Consider the following 19,404-nt stretch of genomic DNA (forward strand, 5'->3'; position numbering starts at 1 on the left):
CGGAACCGGCGGCCAGATTCAGTCTGAGGATACGGTGGAGTCTGAGGCAAAGTATTTTGACGTTCTACCAACTAGGTAATAGGTCACACCAAGCGCCAGCACCACTGCAGCAATACCAAAGACATAGATAGCGTCGACGTTGTTCAGGTCGAGCACAATGACTTTCCGCGCAATCGCCATCAGGGCGGTGGCCAGCACGAGTTTGATCGGCAATGTATTGGTACCCAGGTAAAGCCGGATGTTGATAAATATCTCGATGGCAATCAGCACCACCATGAAGGCACCGAATACCTGGAAGATATCCGCAACTTGCAGCAGTCCATAGGGCGGTGTGCTCAGGCGCTCGTATAGCACCCAGATCACATCGGCGACGCCCAGCAGAATGACGATAGCCATCAGCACCGACATGAATTTAACCGCCACCCGGATAACATGATGCAGCTGACGGATCAGCGGGTCAGGATGCTCCTCGGGAAATTCCTCGTGGATTTCCTTTCTGACCGTTTCCTCCTCGCTCATGCGGCGCTCCTTGATACTCGCCTGAGCAAGTTAGCAGCGCGCCATTGGCGGCGCAAGCGCCGCTAGTAGTCCCAAGTCAATGTCACGCCATACGTGCGGGGATCACCGAACGTGCCAGTGTAGTTGGAACCCACGAACCCCCAGGAAGCGGCGGACACAATCACGTACTCTTCATCCGTGAGATTCTTGCCCCACAGCATGACACTGGCTTCACCGGCAAGGCTTCCCAGACTAATACCTGACCAACCGAGACTGGCATCCCAAATGCTACGATCATCCTGGTCGGTCAGGTCGAGTTCATTGACCGAGCTCACTGTTTCATCCTGGTAGGAAAAGCCAAGACGCGCGTGTACAGTGCCATTGGCCAGATCCCGCCGGTAATCCAGCGCGGCAGAAACACTGTTCTCTGGCGCATAGGAATAGCGATCGGTGAGATAAAAAACACCCGCGGCACTGTCGACAAAGTCCTCGCCCACGCTGGTATCAAGGTAACCATAGTTAAAGCTGCCGATGAGGTTTTCAGAAATCGCCGCTGTCAGCTCCATTTCCACGCCCTGGATCACGTTGCCATCCACGGGCAGGAAATCGCGCTCGCCGGCGGTGCTACCCGTTTGGATACTGGTCTGTGAGCCGTCGATATCCATATAGAACAGCGCACCATTAAAGCGCAGCCGGTGACTGAAAAAGTCGGCCTTCAGGCCCAGCTCGTAGGACAAAACGTCCTCCTCATCGAAGCCCGCGCGGAACAGGTCGGCATTCGCAGAGCGCGTGGAGGTTCCCCCCGACTTGTACCCACTGACCACCTTGGCGTAGACATTGGCGTCATCGCTGACGTCCCAGGCCACGGTAAGAGAGGGATTGAAGTTGCTGAAGTCGCGTTTGTAGCTGGCACCGTCGGGGGCACTTTCCGCAAAATCTGCTGAGCGCGTGTTGCGCCGGAACGCTTCGCGCTCGTCATCGGAGTAGCGCCCGCCCAGAGTAAAGTGCCAGCGACTGTCCAGCGCTTCCGGGCTCCAGGTCGCCTGGGCGAAAACCGCCATGGAGGTATTGTCGGTAAAGGTGATATCGAATTCGGGCCCGGGCAGGCCCAGAGTGGCACTGCCGCTGGAATCGTGGGTACCTTCATCATCGTAGTAGTACAGCCCGGTAACCAGTTCGACATTGTCCCAACTACCCAGTAACTGAAACTCCTGGGAGAACTGTTCAAATTCAATGTCGTTAATCATGGTGCTGACGGAGCCGCCGCCCGGTATCAGATTGACTCGCCAGTCCGGCAGCACAATGGCCTGCACTGAAGATTCCATGTCACGCTGCGCGGTTATCGAGCGCAGGGTGAAAACATCGCCCCACTCCCAGTCAACGTGCAGAGTGTGTGCATTGATATCCAGATCCGTCGGGCCGTTCTGCCACAGTGACTCGACCTTGTCCTGACGATCATCAGACACAGTACCCGGTGTAGTGAAGAAGCTCAGATCTGGCACGCCCGGCGGCAGTTCCTGTTCCTGTCCGGCGATCAGTGACTGTTCCATGCGCCCGGCGTCGGCGATCTCCGCTGTTTCATAGCGATAGTCAAATACCAGAGTATCCGTGGCATCCCAGTGCAGATCGATAACCGCGCTTTCGCGATCCTCAGTGCCGAAATCCTCTCCCACACCCGTGTTTTCTACGTAGCCGTCGCGGTCGGTCATGATGTAACCAACCTTGGCGGCGAAGCGGTCGCCCAATGGCACGTTGATAAAGGTGCGGCTTTTAAACAGATCCAGATTGCCGGCGGTGAACGTCTGATGAAACTCAAACTGTTCCGGGTTCGCCCGCCGGGTGATCAGGTTAACCGCACCACCCGTCGCGTTGCGCCCGTAAAGCGTACCCTGGGGGCCGCGCAATACTTCGATTCGCTCCAGATCGACGCCCTCGAAACCGGCACCGAAAGTTGTGCCGATATACACACCATCGAGGTACAGCGCGACGGAGGGGTCCTGAGTGAGCTGAACATCGTTCTGGCCAATGCCGCGGATGAACAGCCGCACGGCCACCGGATCGTTATTGAAGTTGTTGACGTACAGGTTGGGAATATTCGTGCTCAGGTCATCGAGTTCATCAATGCCCTGGGTAGCCAGCGCCTCACTATTGAGTGCCACAATGGAGATGGGAACATCCTGCAGCGACTGCTCGCGCTTTTCGGCGGTAACGATCACTTCTTCAAGCGCGGCGCCCTGCGCCATGACCGTCGCAGGAGTAACATACATCGCAGTGATGGCCGCTGCCATGACACTGCGCTTACACACTAACCGTAGCATACACTATCCTTATTTATTGTTATCTGGATGCCTTGTTTGTAAAACGCCATAGCGGACCTCTCAATGGCCAGTACGGCCCATTACCCGCCGAAGGCGCTGTTGCTCAACCTGTGCTCAAGGCAATATCGGCAAAGTCCACCACTTCCGCCTGAGGCGTTTCGATCTCCCCTTCCGGCAACATAAATCGCCAGAACACCAACCCCAGTGGGGTACCCTGAGTATCAATCCAATTCGGTAGCCCAGGGTCTCGGTGGGCGATAATCATCCGGAAACTGCCATCGGCTTGCAGCTCTGTCTGCTTGCGATTGCGGGAGATCTGACGTGTGACGAAATCGTAGCTTTGCTGGAATCGATTCCACAGCACTACATTGGCAAAAATACATTCAGGCCACTTACCGGTGATGACCAACGCCTGGTGATCTTCCAGGTAATAAGGAGCCATGGAATAAGCGGCGTCGAATGCCGCAAGCGCAAACGCACCCGGTTTCACCGGCGGCGGAAATTCATTGGGCACAATGCTGACAAACTCGGGCTGCTCACGCTGGGCCATGGGCAACATGCCCAGCGTGCGTGCCCTGAGAAATTCACTCACGCGACGCATACCGGCTGCCACACTGGCGTCGCTCGGCGGAGCCGCCGGAGCCACCTCGTGCAGTGGCTCGATGACAATCTGTGGCTCGCGACTGAGATCGGCCGCCACGGACTCCTCCTCCTCCCAGTAGTAGCGCACTGTGATACGTGAGGCATTGTCCAGCGGAAGCCAGTTCCGGTCGCGGGGTTCACCACCAAGGAACAGTTCGAACCGGCCGTCATTGACGTCAAACATTTCGCTGTTGATGACACCTGCGGTTCCGGTGCCCATGCTGCCACTTTCCGTACCTGCCTCAATGGTAATGGACACATAAACAGCGCCATCCATCTCACCCACTACGCGGTACTGCCCCGCGTCGGTCACCGGCGCATCGAAGTACAGGGCATCTGCATTGTCGCCAGTGAATTTCCGCGACGGCGTGACAATGCGGCGAAACTGCGGATTGAGCGGATCATATTCAAAATGGCCGACCAGCCCACCCTCAAGTAAATGCATAAGATTGCGATGCGCACCCACAACGTCGTCGGGAGAAAACAGGTTCCATTCCTCGCCGGCCCAGCGGGCATCGATTTCTTCCAGGGTATCGATGAGTTCGCGCAGGGCAGCGCGGGATTCAGTGGCAATACTCAATGCGGTCTCTCCCTCAGGTGGCGTGTCATTAACGGACTATCAGGCTGCAACTGGCCGCGCCTGCGAACCGCGGATCAGCTTGCCCGGGCGGGCACTCGTGGCCACGCCGTTCTCCATGACCACCTCACCGCTGACAATCGTGGCATCGTAGCCATCGGCCCCCTGAAACACACGCCTCCCCCCGGCCGGCAAGTCGTGCACAATTTCGGGGGCATGCAGTTGCAGGTTCTGGTAGTCGATGACATTGATATCAGCCTTCATCCCAACCTCCAGCGTGCCGCGGTCCTCGAGTCCTACACAGCGCGCGGTATCGTGAGTGTGCAGCTTCACCGCCCACTCCAGATCAAAGCGCTTGCCGCGCTTGCGATCGCGCGTCAGGTACGAGATCAGATAGGTCGGCACGCTGGCATCACACAGCACACCGCAATGCGCGCCGGTATCAGCCAGGCTGATCACCGAATCCTGATCTTCCAGCATGGCCACCTGGCGGCTCAGATCATTCGCGCTATAACCGAAGCAGGGGAAAAACAATACGTTCTTGCCGTCGCGCTTCATCATGGCGTCGTAGGCGTAGGCGGCAGGCTCTACGCCAGCCTCACGCGCTTTGGCCGCAATCGAATCTTCCGGCCCTGGCTCATAGTTGGGAGGTGTTCCCAGTACATAAAGCTTGTCCCAGCCGGCAATCATCGTATCCATAAAGTCATCGCCCATAAGCGGCGGCTCGTCGGACAAAATCGCGGCACGAACCTCCGGATCCTTAAGGCGCTCAATGCGCTCCGCGTCCGGCAAAATCGAGAGTTCTGCATAGCTGGGATTGAAACTAAAGGGATTGATCGTACCTTCCCAACTCAACAGAATATTGACGGGCCGCGCGCCTACATGGGGAATCAATTGTGCGCCTTCCCGCTGGGCATCGCGCACATAAGCGAGCTGCTTCTGGACCCGGGGCCAATCATCCTCCTCGCGGAAGAACAGTACGAAATTCACCTTGCACTGGTTGTCGATAGACAGGCGTTTCATCCACTCCATCTCTTCTTCCCAGTTGGTCCAGTCGGACACCACCCCGTAAATACCTTTGCCCAGCTCGCCGATGGTTTTGCCAATCCCCAGCAGCTCCGCCTCATCTGCGTATGTGCCCGGCATGACTTCGTCGTGGCGGGTGGTGTGCAGCTCCGTTCTGGAGGTCGTAAAGCCCAGGGCCCCGGCTTCAATACCCTGCTTGACGATTTGCGCCATCTGCTCAACATCTTCGGGGGTGGCTTTCTGGTTGTGCGTGCCGCGATCGCCCATGACGTAGGTTCGGACTGCGCAATGTGGCACCTGGGCAGCCACATCTACGGCGCGGGGGAATTTGTCCAGTTCATCAAGATACTCAGGAAAGGTCTCCCAGTTCCATTCAATGCCCTCGTGGAGTGCAGCGCCGGGAATATCCTCAACGTCTTCGACCACCGACACCAGCTGGTCGCGGGCCTCGTCGGTCGGTTTGCAGGGCGCGAAACCAATGCCGCAATTGCCCATCACCAGGGTGGTAATGCCATGGTTGGCAGCGGGACTGCATAGTGGATCCCAGGTAGCCTGGCCGTCCATATGGGAGTGCACATCGACCCAGCCCGGCGTGACTATTCTGCCGGCGGCGTCAATGGTTCGAACCGCGTCGCCAGCCACTTCGCCGACGGCCGCTATGACACCGTCCTTCACCGCCACATCGGCGCTAAATGCGGGCCGGCCGGTACCGTCGACCACACTACCGTTACGGATAATCAAATCGTACACTGCCTCTACCTCGTTATATTTATTGCCAGTAACCTCTCCAAGGTAGGCAGATCGCCGCGGGCTTTCAACCGAATGACAACCTTAAGCCCACTTTAAGCGCGGCAAAGTACTATAATTCGCACCACGACATCGGTCGCTCACCGAACCACATTGGAATACCACCATGAAATTAACCATAAATGGCCAGCTTCACACTCTGGACGTTTCTCCCGACATGCCCCTGCTCTGGGCCCTGCGAGACCATATCGGCCTGACCGGCACCAAATTCGGGTGCGGCAAGGGCCTGTGTGGAGCCTGCACCGTGCACCTCGACGGCAGCCCGTTGCGCAGTTGCTCTATTCCCGTGTCCTTCGCTGAAGGCAAACAGATCGTGACCATTGAAGGGCTGGCAACCGACGCTTCGCACCCGGTGCAGAAAGCCTGGAAAGACCAGAATGTACCCCAGTGCGGCTACTGCCAGTCCGGGCAGATCATGTCGGCCGCAGCGCTGCTGGCGACCAATGCCGCCCCTACCGACGCGGAGATTGATGCAGCCATGGCAGGCAACATCTGCCGCTGCGGCACCTATCCTCGCATTCGCAGCGCCATCAAGCAGGCCGCAGCGGACATGGGAGTTGAACAATAATGGACAGCATTCGCAAAATTTCCCGGCGCCGATTTCTGGCACTGACCGGTTTAACCAGTTCCGGCATCGTGCTTATGGGCAGCCTGCCTGCAACAGCGCTGGCAGGTGTGCTTGATGAGCCCGCCGGTCAGTCGCTCAACCTGTTCGTCAGCGTGCAAGGCGACGGTACGGTAGAAATCATTGCTCACCGCTCGGAGATGGGCACGGGCATTCGCACCAGCCTGCCCCAGGTTGTCGCCGACGAAATGGAAGCCGACTGGGCGCAGGTCAAGGTCATTCAGGGCCTGGCGAACGCCGATTACGGCAGCCAGAACACCGATGGCTCGCGCTCGATACGCAACTTCTATCACATCATGCGCCAGATGGGCGCAGCCGCGAAAGCCATGCTGGAACAGGCCGCCGCCAACCAGTGGTCGGCCAAACTCTCCGACGTGAGTGCCCGTGAGCATCGGGTCAATCACCGTGACGGTCGTTCGCTGGGCTTTGGTGAATTAGCTGCAGCGGCGGCCAGCCTGCCAATGCCGGCGCTGGACAGTCTGACGCTGAAGGACAAACAGGATTTCCGTTACATCGGCAAGAGCGTGCCCATTGTCGATCTCGACGATATCTGCACCGGCAATACCACTTACGGCGTGGACGTGCGCGTACCCGGTATGCTGTTTGCGAGCATCGAGCGCACCCCGGTATTGCAGGGTAAGGCCGTCAGCTATGACGAGGCGGCGGCGCGCAAGCTCCCCGGCGTTGTTGATGTCATCAAGATGGAGGGCAGCCCTCTCCCGTCTGCCTACAATGCGCTGGAAGGCGTGGCTGTACTCGCCACAGATACCTACTCGGCTATGCAGGGCCGATCCAAACTCAATGTGCAATGGAATACCGGTGAGCACGGCAGCTACGATTCAGCCAGCTACCTCGAAGGCCTTGCCCGTGCAGTCAGTGGCGGCCCGGGCGTTGTCCAGCGCGAGCGCGGCGATACCGATGCCGCCCTGAAGGCTGCGGAAAAAACGCTTGAGGCCACCTACAAGGCGCCGTATCTGGCACACGCCTCTATGGAGCCGCCCATGGCCACCGCCCATATCCACGACGGCATCTGTGAGATCTGGGCCTGCACCCAAACCCCGCAATCAACCCAACGCACTGTGGCCGACGTCCTGGGACTGGAACCGGCGCAGGTCAAAGTGCACGTTACCCTACTAGGCGGTGGCTTCGGACGTAAATCCAAGCCGGACTTCAGTGTCGAAGCGGCACTGCTGGCCAAGGCCACCGGCAAACCCGTGCAGGTCGTGTGGACCCGCGAAGATGATATTCATCAGGACTATTTCCACTCCTGCTCGGCCCAACACTTCAAAGGCGGTCTCGACAATAGCGGCGTTCTCTCAGCCTGGCTGGCCCGTGAGGCCACCCCCACCATCAGCTCCACCTTCGACGCCAGCGTCGACATCCAGAGCGGTGGTTCGCTGGGCCAGAGCTTCGGTACCGTGCCTTTTGCGGTGCCCAATCTGCGCATCGAAAGTCACAAGGCGCCGGCGCATATGCGCATTGGCTGGCTGCGCTCGGTATACAACATTCCCTACGCGTTCGGCGTCGGCTCCTTCATGGACGAGCTGGCCCACGCCGCAGGCAAAGACCCCCGCGACTTCTGGCTCGAAAGCATCGGTGAGGACCGCCATATTACCTTCGCAGAAGAAGGCCTTGAATTCGGCAACTACGGCCGCAGCCTGGAGGAGTATCCCTACGACACGGCGCGATTCAAGCGGTCGATTTCGGCATTGACGGAGACCCTGCCCTGGGGCGAAAAACTACCCGCAGGACAAGGCTGGGGACTGGCCGCCGCTCGCAGCTTCCTTGCTTATGTCGCCGTGGCCTGCAAGGTCGAAGTGAAGGACGGACGCCTGCGCGTGCTGGAAATGCACACTACCATCGATGCGGGCACGGTCGTAAACCCGGATCGCGTACATTCGCAGATGGAAGGGGCCATGATCTTCGGTCTCAGTCTGGCGCTAATGGGAGAAATCACCTTTGAGGACGGTGCAGCCGTGCAGTCAAATTTTCACGACTATCCCGTGGCACGGATCAATCAGACTCCCGATGTGATCAAAACCCACATCATCCCCAGCGAAGCGCTCCCGGCCGGCGTGGGCGAACCCGGGTACCACCTGTTGCGCCGAGCATTGCCAACGCCATCTTTGCAGCCACCGGCAAACGCGTGCGCGAATTCCCGTTCAATAAACAGTTCACGGTTTAAACGGGAGCGCGATTACGTTTCATGCGCACGCTTGAACTGGATATTCTCGAGCGCACCCGGCAGTGGTGCGCAGATGGACGCTCGCCCTGGCTGTGCACCATTGTGCAGGCAGTGGGATCATCGCCTAGACCGGTGGGCTCCATGCTCGCCTGCCTCGCCGATGGCGAGTTAGTGGGTTCCCTGTCGGGGGGATGCGTCGAGGAAGATTTGCTGGAACGTATTCAGGGCGGCGCCCTGGCCGCAAGCCTGCCCCGCGTTATCGAATATGGCGTATCGCCGGAGGAGAACGAAAAGCTGGGGTTGCCCTGCGGTGGGCGCCTCTATGTGCTGTTACAGCAACTAGGTGACGCCGATCTGCCCTGGCTGGACGCTGCGCTGGCTGCAATTACCCAGCGCCATTGCATCGAGCGTCACCTGGACTTCGATACCGGCATCAGCACCACCGGGGAAGTGCCCCACTTCACTCACCTGGCATTGCGCGAAACCAGCCTGCGGCAGTGCTTCGGCCCACGGATGCGCATGCTGCTCGTGGGTGCTGGCCAGTTGGCTCAATCACTGGCGGAACTGGCCCTGGCCATGGACTACGAGGTGCTGGTCACAGACACCCGCCAGGCCATGCTCGACCAATGGATGGGGCCGGATGTACCACTGCTGCAGGGTATGCCCGACGACATTGTGCGCGAACATGCTGCCGACCACTTCTCTATCGTCATCACCCTGACCCACGACCCACGCATTGATGACATGGCGCTCATGGAAGCATTACAGACGGACGCCTGGTATATCGGCGCGCTGGGCTCGGTGCGCACCACCGAGAAACGATTGCAGCGGCTGCGAGCGCTGGAACTGGAAGAGCGCGCCATTGCAAAACTACGCGCGCCGGTGGGCCTTCCTATTGGCAGCAAGACACCGCTGGAGATTGCTGTCGCCATCATGGCAGAGCTGACCCAGTTGCGACGCGCGGCCAGCACCTGAATAGCGATTGGCACTACCAGCCCAGTGGTATCGCGACCTCGCGTGGTACCGGAAGCCAAAGCCCCGGACGCATATTGACGCTGTCAATATGCAGTGATAGCGTGGCACAGTGAATTCTCTGGACCCCCTATGGCCAAGCCACCCTCAAGCGACAAAAAAGGCTATCACCACGGCGACCTGAAACAGGCGTTACTGGATGAAACCGCTCGTATCCTGCGCGAAGAAGGCGAAAGCGCACTGTCACTGCGCGCCCTCGCGGCCAATCTGGGGGTCTCACGTACCGCCCCCTACAATCACTTCGAAAACAAGCAATCGCTATTGTGTGCGATTGCCGAAGAGGGCTTTGCCCGCTTTAACCAGACCATGCAGGACGTGCGCGACAAACATCGCGGCCAGGGTGGCGAAGTGCTGACCCGCGCCCTGGTCAGAGCTTATCTGGATTTCGCTCGCAATAATCAGGAATACTACGACCTGATGTACGGCAGTGATTTCTGGCGCTCCGGCAAGCTTACTCCTACACTCAAATCAACGGCCCGCGGCGTGCTTCGCCAGGACATCGAACGCCTCAAGCGAGGCCAGCAGCGCGGCCTGATCGCCGCCGAGGTGGACGCGGTACAGTTCTCGCAAATGTACTGGGGCACCCTGCACGGCATTAGTCGACTCCTGCTGGACGGCGTATTTACGGATACCACCTCTCTGAAGAAACTCTGCGATTCGACCGCGGCCATGCTGTGGCAACAACTCGACCCAACAAGGTAAATAGACATTCTCATGTACGACGTATTGCAAGAAACCATCGAAGAGCTCACCGCCGACGATCAGATGTTTGCTATCTCCGAAGCCGAGGTGCGCGGCCAGACCCTGAAAGTATGGACCCATGCCCCGGCCAACCTGCGCGAATTCTGGCTCTCCACTGCCGGTCACGACGACAAAGACTACCTGGTCTACAACGACGAACGCCTGACCTACACCCAGGCCCATGAAAAAGTAGCCCGCATCGCCAACTGGCTGCGCGCTAACGGCATCAAGGAAGGTGACCGGATAGCGATTGCCATGCGCAACTACCCGGAGTGGATGCTCAGCTACTGGGCGATCGCCTGCGTCGGTGCCGTCTCCGTGGGGGTGAATGCCTGGTGGGTGGCCGATGAATTACAGTACGGGCTGGAGGACAGCAACACCAAAATGCTGATCTGCGACCAGGAGCGTCTGGACCGCTTGACACCGATTCGCGATGCGCTCCCCGATATGCAGGTAGTGACCGTACGCTGCGCCGAGACGCCTGCATGGGCCGCGCCCTGGGAGACCGTGGTGGCTGCCCCGGCTGAAATGCCCGACGCCCAGATTGATCCCGATGACGACGTCTGTATTTTCTATACCTCGGGCACCACCGGACGCCCCAAAGGCGCCCAGCTGACCCACCGCAGTTGCGCTAACAATATTGTGTCCACGATCTTTGGCAATCTCAGCCAGGTCACGGCAGTGGGCAAACTGCGTGCGGCGGCCGACCCCGATGCGCAGCCCACTCCGCCGCCGGAGCAACAGGCGTCGATTATTGCCGCCCCGCTGTTCCACGTCACCACCAATAACTGTGGCGCCCAGGTACAAACCTTCCTCGGCGGCAAACTGGTGCACATGTACAAATGGGATGCGGGGGAAGCCCTGCGCATCGTTGAAGCGGAAAAAATCACCAGCTTTTCCAGCGTGCCAATTATGACCCGCGAGATGATCGCCCACCCGGATTACGCCAAGCGCGACACCTCAAGCCTGCAGATGTTCGGTGGTGGCGGTGCGCCGGTACAGCCTGACCTGGTGGACAAAGTGGCCAAAAAGGGCCGCAATGCCTCGCCCGCACAGGGCTATGGCCTCACTGAGACCAGCGGCATCGTCGCCGCCAGCTTCGGCATATTCCTCGAAGATAAGCCCGGCGCTGCCGGACGCTTTGTTCCTGTGTTCGACGTGCGCGCCGTGGACACCGAGGGTAACCCATTGCCCGCCGGCGAGGTCGGCGAAATCTGCATTCGCGGTCCGCAGGTCATCAAGGGCTACCTGAACCGCCCCGACGCCACGGCCGAGACCATTGTCGACGGCTGGCTGCACACCGGTGACATCGGCTATGTCGACGAGGACAACTTTATTTTCCTCGTGGACCGCGCCAAAGACATGGTGCTGCGCGGCGGCGAGAACGTGTATTGCTCGGAAGTGGAAGTGGCGCTGTTCAAGTTCCCGGGCGTGAAAGAGTGCGCAGTGTTCTCCGTGCCGGATGATCGCCTGGGCGAAGAAGTTGGTGCTGCAATTGTGCCTGAAGAGGGGGCCACCTTTACCGCCGCTGAAGTAAGGGCCTTCTGCAAAGACCACCTGGCAGCCTACAAGATTCCCCGCTACATCTGGATTACCGACACACCCCTGCCCCGCAATGCCACGGGCAAGTTCCTCAAGCGTGAACTGCAATCCACCCTGGACGTGGACGACGCAGAGTAATACGGCGGCAGACGCTCGCGGCGCGCCTAGCTCACCACATACCTGAGAACTTCAACCACCTGGGCTGGCTCCTCGGCCCAGGCCATCGCGGCTGCATCTACTTCCTTGAGAGGGTGGACGATGCTTTCATCGTGCAGCGTAATGTAGGGTTTGCCCAGGGCCGCGCAAAAGCCTGCATCAAACGCGGCATTCCACTGCTTGTACTTGTCACCAAAGCGAATGACAGCAATGTCGCTTTTCTCAATCAGATTCTTGGTGCGGATGGCATTGACCTTGGAGGACTTGTGGTCGCGCCAGAAGGACTTGCCCTCCTCGCCCAGGACATCGCCCGCCGCATCACTGGCGGCGTGGTCCGTCACCGGTGATACAAAGTTCACCGGCAGGCCCGCAGCCGCGCAGCCCTCAATAATCTGTTCGCGCCAGTCGGTGTGAATTTCACCGGACAGGTAAACCGTCCATTGCATGATTAATACCTCCAAAGTTGGGCGTTCGCGCAGGAGCTGCGCGCCACCAGTTAAGCTTCAACAGGCCTGCATCAGCCGCGTATCTGTTGATAAAAGGCCATAATTTTCTCACGAATCCAGCGACTGGCCTGGTCGTTATCGGCACTGCGATGCCAGATCAGGTTAAGCTGCAGTCCGGGCAATACCAGCGGCATTTCCAGCGCCTTCAATTGCGTGCGCCGCGCCCAGTGACTGGGGGCCGTTAACAGTAGATCCGTCCGCCCCACCACCTCCGGTGCCGTGTAGTGGTTCTGCATGCGCAGGCGAATATCGCGCTGATAGCCCAGGCGATTGAGCTCAGCATCAACAATCCCCAGCCCGGAAGGGCGACTACTCACGTGGACATGCCCCATGGCCAGATACTGCTCCATGCTGATGCTGTCACCCAGGTCCGGATGATCAGGGCGCACCAGGCAGACATACCGCTCCTTGAACAATGGCTCGTGACACAATTGTGGATCGGCCCGGCCGATCACATCGATCGCCAGATCAAGTTGCCCCGAGGCCAGCGCCGAGAAGAGTTCACGGCGGCGCACCAGGTAATTCTGCACACTGATGCCGGGAGCTTCTCGACCCAGCGTTTCCATGAGGTCCGGCAGCAAGGTCGCCGCCGTGTCGTCGTTCATGCTGAGCTGAAACAAGCGATCACAGGATTGTGGATCGAACACGTCGCCCTCGAGCACCGAGGTCTCGAGCATCTGCAGGGATTCCCGAACCCTGCCAATAATATTTTCCGTCAGCGGGGTGGGCACCATGCCCTTGGGCGTGCGCACAAACAACTCGTCGTTAAAGGTCTTGCGCAGACGCGCAAGCGCGTTGCTGACCGTGGGCTGGGTGACGCACAACACGTCAGCCGTGCGGGTGAGATTGCGTTCGGTATAGATGGTATCGAGCACCACGAACAGGTTCAGGTCGACACGATTAAGGCGCATATCGGCGGATATTGGGTCTTCACTATAGACAGATCTTATACAGTAGCATTAACGCAATAAATTTCAAAAATATACCGCACTTATCTAAGCTCCGGGGCTGAACTGCACAATCTATGTACGAGGAACCCACTATGAGCAGCAATATTTTCGATCTCGGCGGCAAAATCGCACTGGTCACAGGCGCCAGCCGTGGCATTGGCGAGGCGATCGCCCATCTGTTGGCCCAGCACGGCGCCCATGTCATCGTCTCCAGCCGCAAGATTGAGGACTGCCAAACCGTTGCCGACGCCATCGTCGCCGCGGGCGGTAAAGCGGAAGCCCTTGCCTGTCACGTGGGCAACATGGATGCCATTACCGAAGCCTTTGCGGCCATTAAGAGCAATCACGGCCGCCTGGACATCCTGGTAAACAACGCCGCGGCCAACCCCTATTTCGGCCACATTCTCGACACCGACCTGGGCGCCTACAACAAGACTGTTGAGGTCAACGTGCGCGGCTACTTCTTTATGTCGATCGAAGCCGGCAAGCTCATGCGCGAGCAAGGCGGCGGCACCATCGTCAACACCGCCTCCATCAACGGCCTGCAGCCCGGCCCCATGCAGGGCATTTACAGCATCACCAAGGCCGCTGTGATCAACATGACCAAAGCATTCGCCAAGGAGTGTGCACCGCTGGGCATTCGCTGTAACGCCCTGCTCCCAGGCCTGACTAAAACCAAGTTTGCCGGCGCCCTGTTCACCAACGACGACATTTACGAACACGCCATCAAGAACATCCCCATGGGCCGCCACGCCGAGCCCGAAGAGATGGCCGGCACTGTGCTATACCTCGTCTCCGACGCATCCAGCTACACCACCGGCGAGTGCATTGTGGTCGACGGCGGCCTGACACTGTAAGAGGCGATCATGAACAATACATTTCAAGAAAAGGTCATTCTGATCACCGGCGCCGCCGGCGGTTTTGGCCAGATCCTGGCGCAGAAAACCGCTGCCCGCGGCGCACGCCTGGTGCTGGGTGATCTGGACCTGGATGCGCTGGAGGCTCTTGCCGCACCGCTGCGTGACAGTGGGGCCGACGTAGCCACGGCGCGCTGTGACGTGAGCAATGAAGCGGATGTCGCTGCGCTGGTAGCACTCGCCACAGCTGAGTTCGGACAACTGGACATCGCGGTGAACAACGCCGGAATATCCGGCTTGTTCAAACCGCTGATTGAGATTGATGAAGCGGAGTTCGATACCAACCTGGCCGTCAATGCCAAGGGGGTCTTCTTCGGCATTAAGCATGAGGTACTGCAAATGCTTAAGCAGGACGGCGGCATCATCCTCAATGTGGCCTCAATGGCAGGCCTGGGCGCAGCCCCGATGCTGGGCGCCTACGCCGCTGCGAAACACGCAGTGGTCGGCCTGACCAAGACAGCCGCCGTGGAATACGCCGACAAAAATATCCGGGTAAACGCCATCTGTCCGTTCTTCAGCCCCACCCCCATGGTCACCAGCATGGCAGACGAAGGTATGCAGGGCATGCTCGCCAAGCGCTGCCCGATGAAGCGCCTCGGCTCACCCGAAGAAATGGTCGATGTCATGATCACGCTTATCGACCCGAACAACAGCTATATGACAGGCCAGACCATTGCCGTGGATGGCGGCACGTCGGCCTTTTGATCGAGAGGATTTATCATGGATTTTACTTACTCCCCCAAAACCCAGGAAATGTGCGCGCGCGTCAGCGCCTTTTTGGAAGAGCACGTTGTTCCCCGCATTCGCCAGTTCAATGAGGAGGCACATGAGGGCTACGAGATCTCGTTTCTTCCAGAGCTTCGCGAGCTGGCAAAATCCGAGGGACTGTGGAACATGTTCCTGCCTCACCTCAAGGATGACGAGCCCGGCACCCGCCTCAGCAATCTCGAGTATGCTCCGGTCGCCGAATTGACCGGCCGGGTAGGCTGGGCACCGGAAGTGTTTAACTGCAACGCGCCAGACACCGGCAACATGGAACTACTGCACATGTTTGCCACCGAGGAACAACGCGAGAAATGGCTGAACCCGTTGCTTAACGGCGAGTTCCACTCTGCATTTGCCATGACCGAACCCGACGTCGCCTCCTCCGATGCGACCAACATCACTACGCTGATGCGTCGCGAGGGCGATGAGTATGTCATCAATGGCCGCAAGTGGTTTATCTCCAATGCCGCACGTCCCGATTGCAAAATCTTTATCGTGATGGGCAAGACCGATCCCGATAACGAAAACGTGCACAAGCAGCAGAGCATGATACTGGTACCGGCAGGCACCCCCGGTATGGAGATTCTTCGGGCACCCACGGTCATGAACCACCATTCGCGTGAAGGTCACTGCGAAATCGTGTTCAAGGACGTGCGCGTTCCCGCCAGCAATCTCCTCGGCGAGGAAGGGTCAGGCTTTGCCCTGGCGCAAGCCCGTCTCGGACCGGGCCGCATTCATCACTGCATGCGTGCCATTGGCGCTGCCCAGCTGTGCCTGGAACTCATGACCGAGCGCGCCCAGGAGCGCAAGAGCTTTGGCAAGTTCCTGTACCAGCACGGTTCCGTGAGCGAAGCGATTGCCCAGTCACGTATGGAAATCGAATCCACGCGCCTGCTGGTACTGAAGGCCGCATGGATGATGGACAACGTGGGCGCCAAGGAAGCCCGTCGGGAAATCTCGATGATTAAGGTGATGGCCGCGCAACTGCTGTGCCGGGTCAGCGACCGCGCGATTCAGGTGTTTGGTGCGATGGGCCTGAGCCCGGACACCCCCCTGGCCGATATCTACACCATGGGTCGTTCACTGCGCTTCGCCGATGGTCCGGACGAGGTTCACCTGCAGGGTATTGCCCGCATGGAGATCAAGCAGAGCCGCGAGACGCTCGGCGCCAGCGCCGCCTACCTCACGCCGCCCCTTCGCGACTAAACGCCGCAGGCCTCCCGCTCCGGGAGGCCTATCCCTCTTCTTTCTCCATCGACCGCCGGATCATCGCTTCCATTTCATCGTGGTCGAGGCCGCCATCAAAATTGCGATCGAGGAAAATCCATTTGAACCCGATATTCTTACGCATGCGCTCCGACATTTCCTTGCGCTGTACTTTGCCATCCAGATTCTGGTCCAGGTAACCCACCCACTGGGACACACCGGAGCGAAGATCGTCATGAATAGGTTCGCTCGCCAGCTCGTCCGTCCAGGCAAAGCTGACTGAACCGTAGAGCATTTCCTCCTCACTCTGCAGCCCCCATGACACCTCTGCATCCGGGTCAGGATTTCCCGGATTGTTCGCGGAGTTATCGTAAATTGTTCGATGCACAATCCGGGTACCGGCAGGCACCTGCATCGGCTCGACAAAGTTGTAGGTACGCTGCCAGTTAAAGTCGTAATTCGGCACCGACAGAATCAGCTCCTCGCGACCGTCGGGATAAATCAGCTCAAAAGTGGAACTCTTGCCACGATAGTGAGAGTGCGGGGTTAGTGAATACAGCGTGGCGTCATGATAGAAGCGCACCGACGCCATTTCCTCGTGATTCGCCGCGCGGGGCGGAATGCGTATGGCGGGGTTCACCACCACTTCCTGGCGCAGGAATTGCGCTGGCGGTTCCTCCGCAAAATACAGCCCGATACGCGTGACATCCGTCGACGCCTTGCCATAGGGTGTGTAGTGCATCTGGAACGTATAGTAGGCACCCGGCGGGACATAGACACCCGTGCCCCCAGGCATAAATGCACTCTCATTGCCGGGTGCATAACCCATGATGTAGTTCTCGAAGATATCCTCTTCGTCCGCATCCTTCACGTTGATCTTCTCGTTCACCGTACCCATAAGCACGTGATGCACTGCCTGGGCGTCGCCAGGGATCACCGTGGCCGCCACCACCCAGGCGCCCTCGTCCAACGGATTGGCCACTTGGGGAAACTGGTAGTCAACAGTGCCGGTCGCAGGCACCTCAAACGCCGGCACCTCAATCACCAGGTCCGGCTCGCCCAGGGTCCAGTCATTCTGGCGGGGAGGAATATCGCGCAGCGGATCGGGGCCATCACCGCGGGGCGCGCCCGCTTCAAGCCAGGCAATCAATACAGACCGATCCTCACTGGACAGCCCACCGTCGTGCTGCCACTCGCCCACTGCAGGGTCTGCATGCCAGGGCGGCATACGCCGGGTGCGCAACACTTCCCGGATCATAGGCGCAAAACCCTGGATCATGCGGTACTCGGACATTGCCCAGGGGGCAATGCCGCCCTCCACGTGACAGGCCGCACACTTGTCCCTGAGCAGCGGCGCGATGGTCTCGCTGTAGCTGATATCCGCCTGCTGTGGCTGGATATTTACAATGCAGCCAGGCGAGCGCTCTTCGCGGTAGGCAGGGCTGTCACCGGCAATCATGGCATCGAGTACCTCGGCCACGTAGTGCTCGCCCGCGTCATCTTTCTGGCGCTCATAGTGCACCCGGTCATTCACCGCACCGCGATACACAATACGCCAGGTTTTCGGATCGACCACGATCACCTCGGCGGTGCGGGTCAGTGCCAGGGAACGGCCGATGTCCTGTGTTTCATCCACCAGAATGGGGAAATCCACCTCCCACTCGGCGGCCTCAGCAGCAATACTCTCGCGGGTGTCCTGCAGGTTGCTGTTAATCATGGCGAACTGCACGCCTTCGCCCGCGTACTTATCGCGCAGGGCCTTGTAGTCGGGCATGGTGGAGCGAATGATCTGACAGCCATTGCCATGGACAATCAGCACAATCGCCGGCGCGTCCGCGTGGTAGTGCATGCGATGTGCATTACCCTGTTGATCGAGCAGCACAAAATCATCGACTCGCATACCTTCGGAAGCAGCCGGCTGCGCCAGTAGAGAAACCAATGCGACCAACAACGGGGCCAGACGTGAAAACAACATGCCAGTAACTCCAATCCCTAATTTTTTCATAAGCGATAGACCCAACCGACACCAAAGGTGTCGAACTCGTTGCCGATCCGGGTGAGTACACCGCGACTGGCATATAACTTGAGGCTCTGATGCCGGGTGAAGGGCATAGAGAACGTAATTCCCAGACGCGAGTTTTCCTGGCGATCATCCTGGCGTTCACCATTGGCTTCGGTGCGGCCACCCGCGAAGTAGTTCGCATCCAGTGATACCCAGCGTCCTTTACCCAGCAAGCGAATCAAGTGCCCACTCACCTGGTAGAGCGGATCCTGCTCAATGGTATTGCCGTTGAAGAAATCATCGTTTTCTTCGAACACACTCACCTGCCCCTTGAGCTCCCACTGCCAACGACCCGTGCGCCAGGTCACACCCAGAGCGGGCGTCACTTTCCAGCGATTGGCACCGGCGTTGATCAATTGCTCGGAACTGTAACTCCCCCAGGGCAGCTGCGCAGCCACGCTGGCCCCCACGACTAATCCCTGCTGCCAGCCGCCAAACTCTTCTAGACCCATAGCAGGAGCACCATAAAAATTCCAGGTGAGCTTGAGATTTGGATCCGTGTACTCACAGCGCCGCCCCTCAGCGAATTCACCCATAAAGATAGCGGAACCCTCATAGCAGGTACGTCCGGCCACAAAGTCGACCTTGGATGAACTGCCCGCCAGGGCAAAGGTATGGGAAACCCCGACCAGGCCAACATCCATGGTGAGCTCGGCATCCTGTAAGGGTGACGACGGCGAGGGACTCAAATCACCATCGGAACGACCCAGGCCCACCAACAAAAACGTCTCCCCGACGGGAATATTGTTGAAGCTGCGAGGCTCAAGTGCCTGGCTGGACGCCTGCCCCGCCAGCAACAGCTGAAAAACAACACACCCCGTCGCGATCGTAAGCCGCATGCTGACAACC

The 19,404-nt window shown here is 58.8% G+C and carries 15 protein-coding genes and 1 pseudogene; 8 read left to right on the plus strand and 8 right to left on the minus strand.

All coding sequences use genetic code 11. The features are described 5' to 3' along the window. Positions 1-18: 18 nt before the first annotated feature. From BST95_RS16185 to BST95_RS16200, 4 genes are all read right to left on the minus strand, one after another. The gene (locus BST95_RS16185; RefSeq protein WP_066048682.1) at positions 19-519 is read right to left on the minus strand and encodes a phosphate-starvation-inducible PsiE family protein; all 501 of its coding nucleotides are present in this window, start codon (positions 517-519) and stop codon (positions 19-21) included. 62 nt (positions 520-581) lie between these two features. Then, on the minus strand, positions 582-2,816 hold the full coding sequence (locus BST95_RS16190; RefSeq protein ID WP_084200541.1) for a TonB-dependent receptor: 2,235 nt from the start codon (positions 2,814-2,816) through the stop codon (positions 582-584). Between the two features lie 103 nt (positions 2,817-2,919). Then, a complete protein-coding gene (locus BST95_RS16195) occupies positions 2,920-4,038 on the minus strand; it encodes a hypothetical protein (RefSeq protein ID WP_084200542.1) in 1,119 nt (372 codons plus the stop codon). A 39-nt stretch (positions 4,039-4,077) separates the two neighbouring features. Then, on the minus strand, positions 4,078-5,811 hold the full coding sequence (locus tag BST95_RS16200; protein ID WP_084200543.1) for an N-acyl-D-amino-acid deacylase family protein: 1,734 nt from the start codon (positions 5,809-5,811) through the stop codon (positions 4,078-4,080). Positions 5,812-5,974: 163 nt separating this feature from the next. Between BST95_RS16200 and BST95_RS16205 the strand changes: the two genes are divergently transcribed. The 5 genes and pseudogenes from BST95_RS16205 to BST95_RS16225 all read left to right on the plus strand — a co-directional run bounded on the left by BST95_RS16205 (position 5,975) and on the right by BST95_RS16225 (position 12,131). Next, on the plus strand, positions 5,975-6,436 hold the full coding sequence (locus BST95_RS16205) for a (2Fe-2S)-binding protein (RefSeq protein ID WP_084200544.1): 462 nt from the start codon (positions 5,975-5,977) through the stop codon (positions 6,434-6,436). 197 nt (positions 6,437-6,633) lie between these two features. Continuing rightward, a pseudogene (locus BST95_RS16210) lies at positions 6,634-8,460 on the plus strand (xanthine dehydrogenase family protein molybdopterin-binding subunit); the annotation flags it as partial. 239 nt (positions 8,461-8,699) lie between these two features. Then, complete coding sequence (locus BST95_RS16215) at positions 8,700-9,653, plus strand: XdhC family protein (RefSeq protein ID WP_084200545.1); 954 nt, start codon at positions 8,700-8,702, stop codon at positions 9,651-9,653. Between the two features lie 129 nt (positions 9,654-9,782). Further along, positions 9,783-10,412, plus strand: coding sequence for a TetR/AcrR family transcriptional regulator (locus BST95_RS16220; protein ID WP_084200546.1), 630 nt, complete (start codon positions 9,783-9,785; stop codon positions 10,410-10,412). Positions 10,413-10,424: 12 nt separating this feature from the next. Beyond that, on the plus strand, positions 10,425-12,131 hold the full coding sequence (locus BST95_RS16225; protein ID WP_084200547.1) for a class I adenylate-forming enzyme family protein: 1,707 nt from the start codon (positions 10,425-10,427) through the stop codon (positions 12,129-12,131). Between the two features lie 26 nt (positions 12,132-12,157). On the opposite strand, the gene BST95_RS16230 is transcribed toward BST95_RS16225, so the two are convergent. Further along, positions 12,158-12,595, minus strand: a complete 438-nt coding sequence (locus BST95_RS16230; RefSeq protein WP_084200548.1) for a YtoQ family protein — start codon at positions 12,593-12,595, stop codon at positions 12,158-12,160. 71 nt (positions 12,596-12,666) lie between these two features. Beyond that, positions 12,667-13,566 (minus strand): LysR family transcriptional regulator, encoded by a 900-nt coding sequence (locus tag BST95_RS16235; RefSeq protein WP_084200549.1) that lies wholly within the window; start codon positions 13,564-13,566, stop codon positions 12,667-12,669. Positions 13,567-13,697: 131 nt separating this feature from the next. Between BST95_RS16235 and BST95_RS16240 the strand changes: the two genes are divergently transcribed. The 3 genes from BST95_RS16240 to BST95_RS16250 are packed head-to-tail and all read left to right on the plus strand — an operon-like array spanning position 13,698 to position 16,493. Further along, complete coding sequence (locus tag BST95_RS16240) at positions 13,698-14,462, plus strand: SDR family oxidoreductase (RefSeq protein WP_084200550.1); 765 nt, start codon at positions 13,698-13,700, stop codon at positions 14,460-14,462. A 9-nt stretch (positions 14,463-14,471) separates the two neighbouring features. Continuing rightward, the gene (locus tag BST95_RS16245; RefSeq protein ID WP_084200551.1) at positions 14,472-15,227 is read left to right on the plus strand and encodes an SDR family NAD(P)-dependent oxidoreductase; all 756 of its coding nucleotides are present in this window, start codon (positions 14,472-14,474) and stop codon (positions 15,225-15,227) included. Between the two features lie 15 nt (positions 15,228-15,242). Further along, positions 15,243-16,493, plus strand: coding sequence for an acyl-CoA dehydrogenase family protein (locus BST95_RS16250; RefSeq protein ID WP_066048720.1), 1,251 nt, complete (start codon positions 15,243-15,245; stop codon positions 16,491-16,493). Positions 16,494-16,521: 28 nt separating this feature from the next. On the opposite strand, the gene BST95_RS16255 is transcribed toward BST95_RS16250, so the two are convergent. Together BST95_RS16255 and BST95_RS16260 are read right to left on the minus strand one after the other, a co-directional pair. Beyond that, on the minus strand, positions 16,522-18,468 hold the full coding sequence (locus tag BST95_RS16255) for a redoxin family protein (protein ID WP_229801598.1): 1,947 nt from the start codon (positions 18,466-18,468) through the stop codon (positions 16,522-16,524). A gap of 26 nt (positions 18,469-18,494) precedes the next feature. Continuing rightward, the gene (locus BST95_RS16260) at positions 18,495-19,394 is read right to left on the minus strand and encodes a transporter (protein WP_084200552.1); all 900 of its coding nucleotides are present in this window, start codon (positions 19,392-19,394) and stop codon (positions 18,495-18,497) included. Positions 19,395-19,404 lie beyond the last annotated feature (10 nt).

The organism is Halioglobus japonicus (assembly GCF_001983995.1).
Taxonomy (GTDB): domain Bacteria; phylum Pseudomonadota; class Gammaproteobacteria; order Pseudomonadales; family Halieaceae; genus Halioglobus; species Halioglobus japonicus.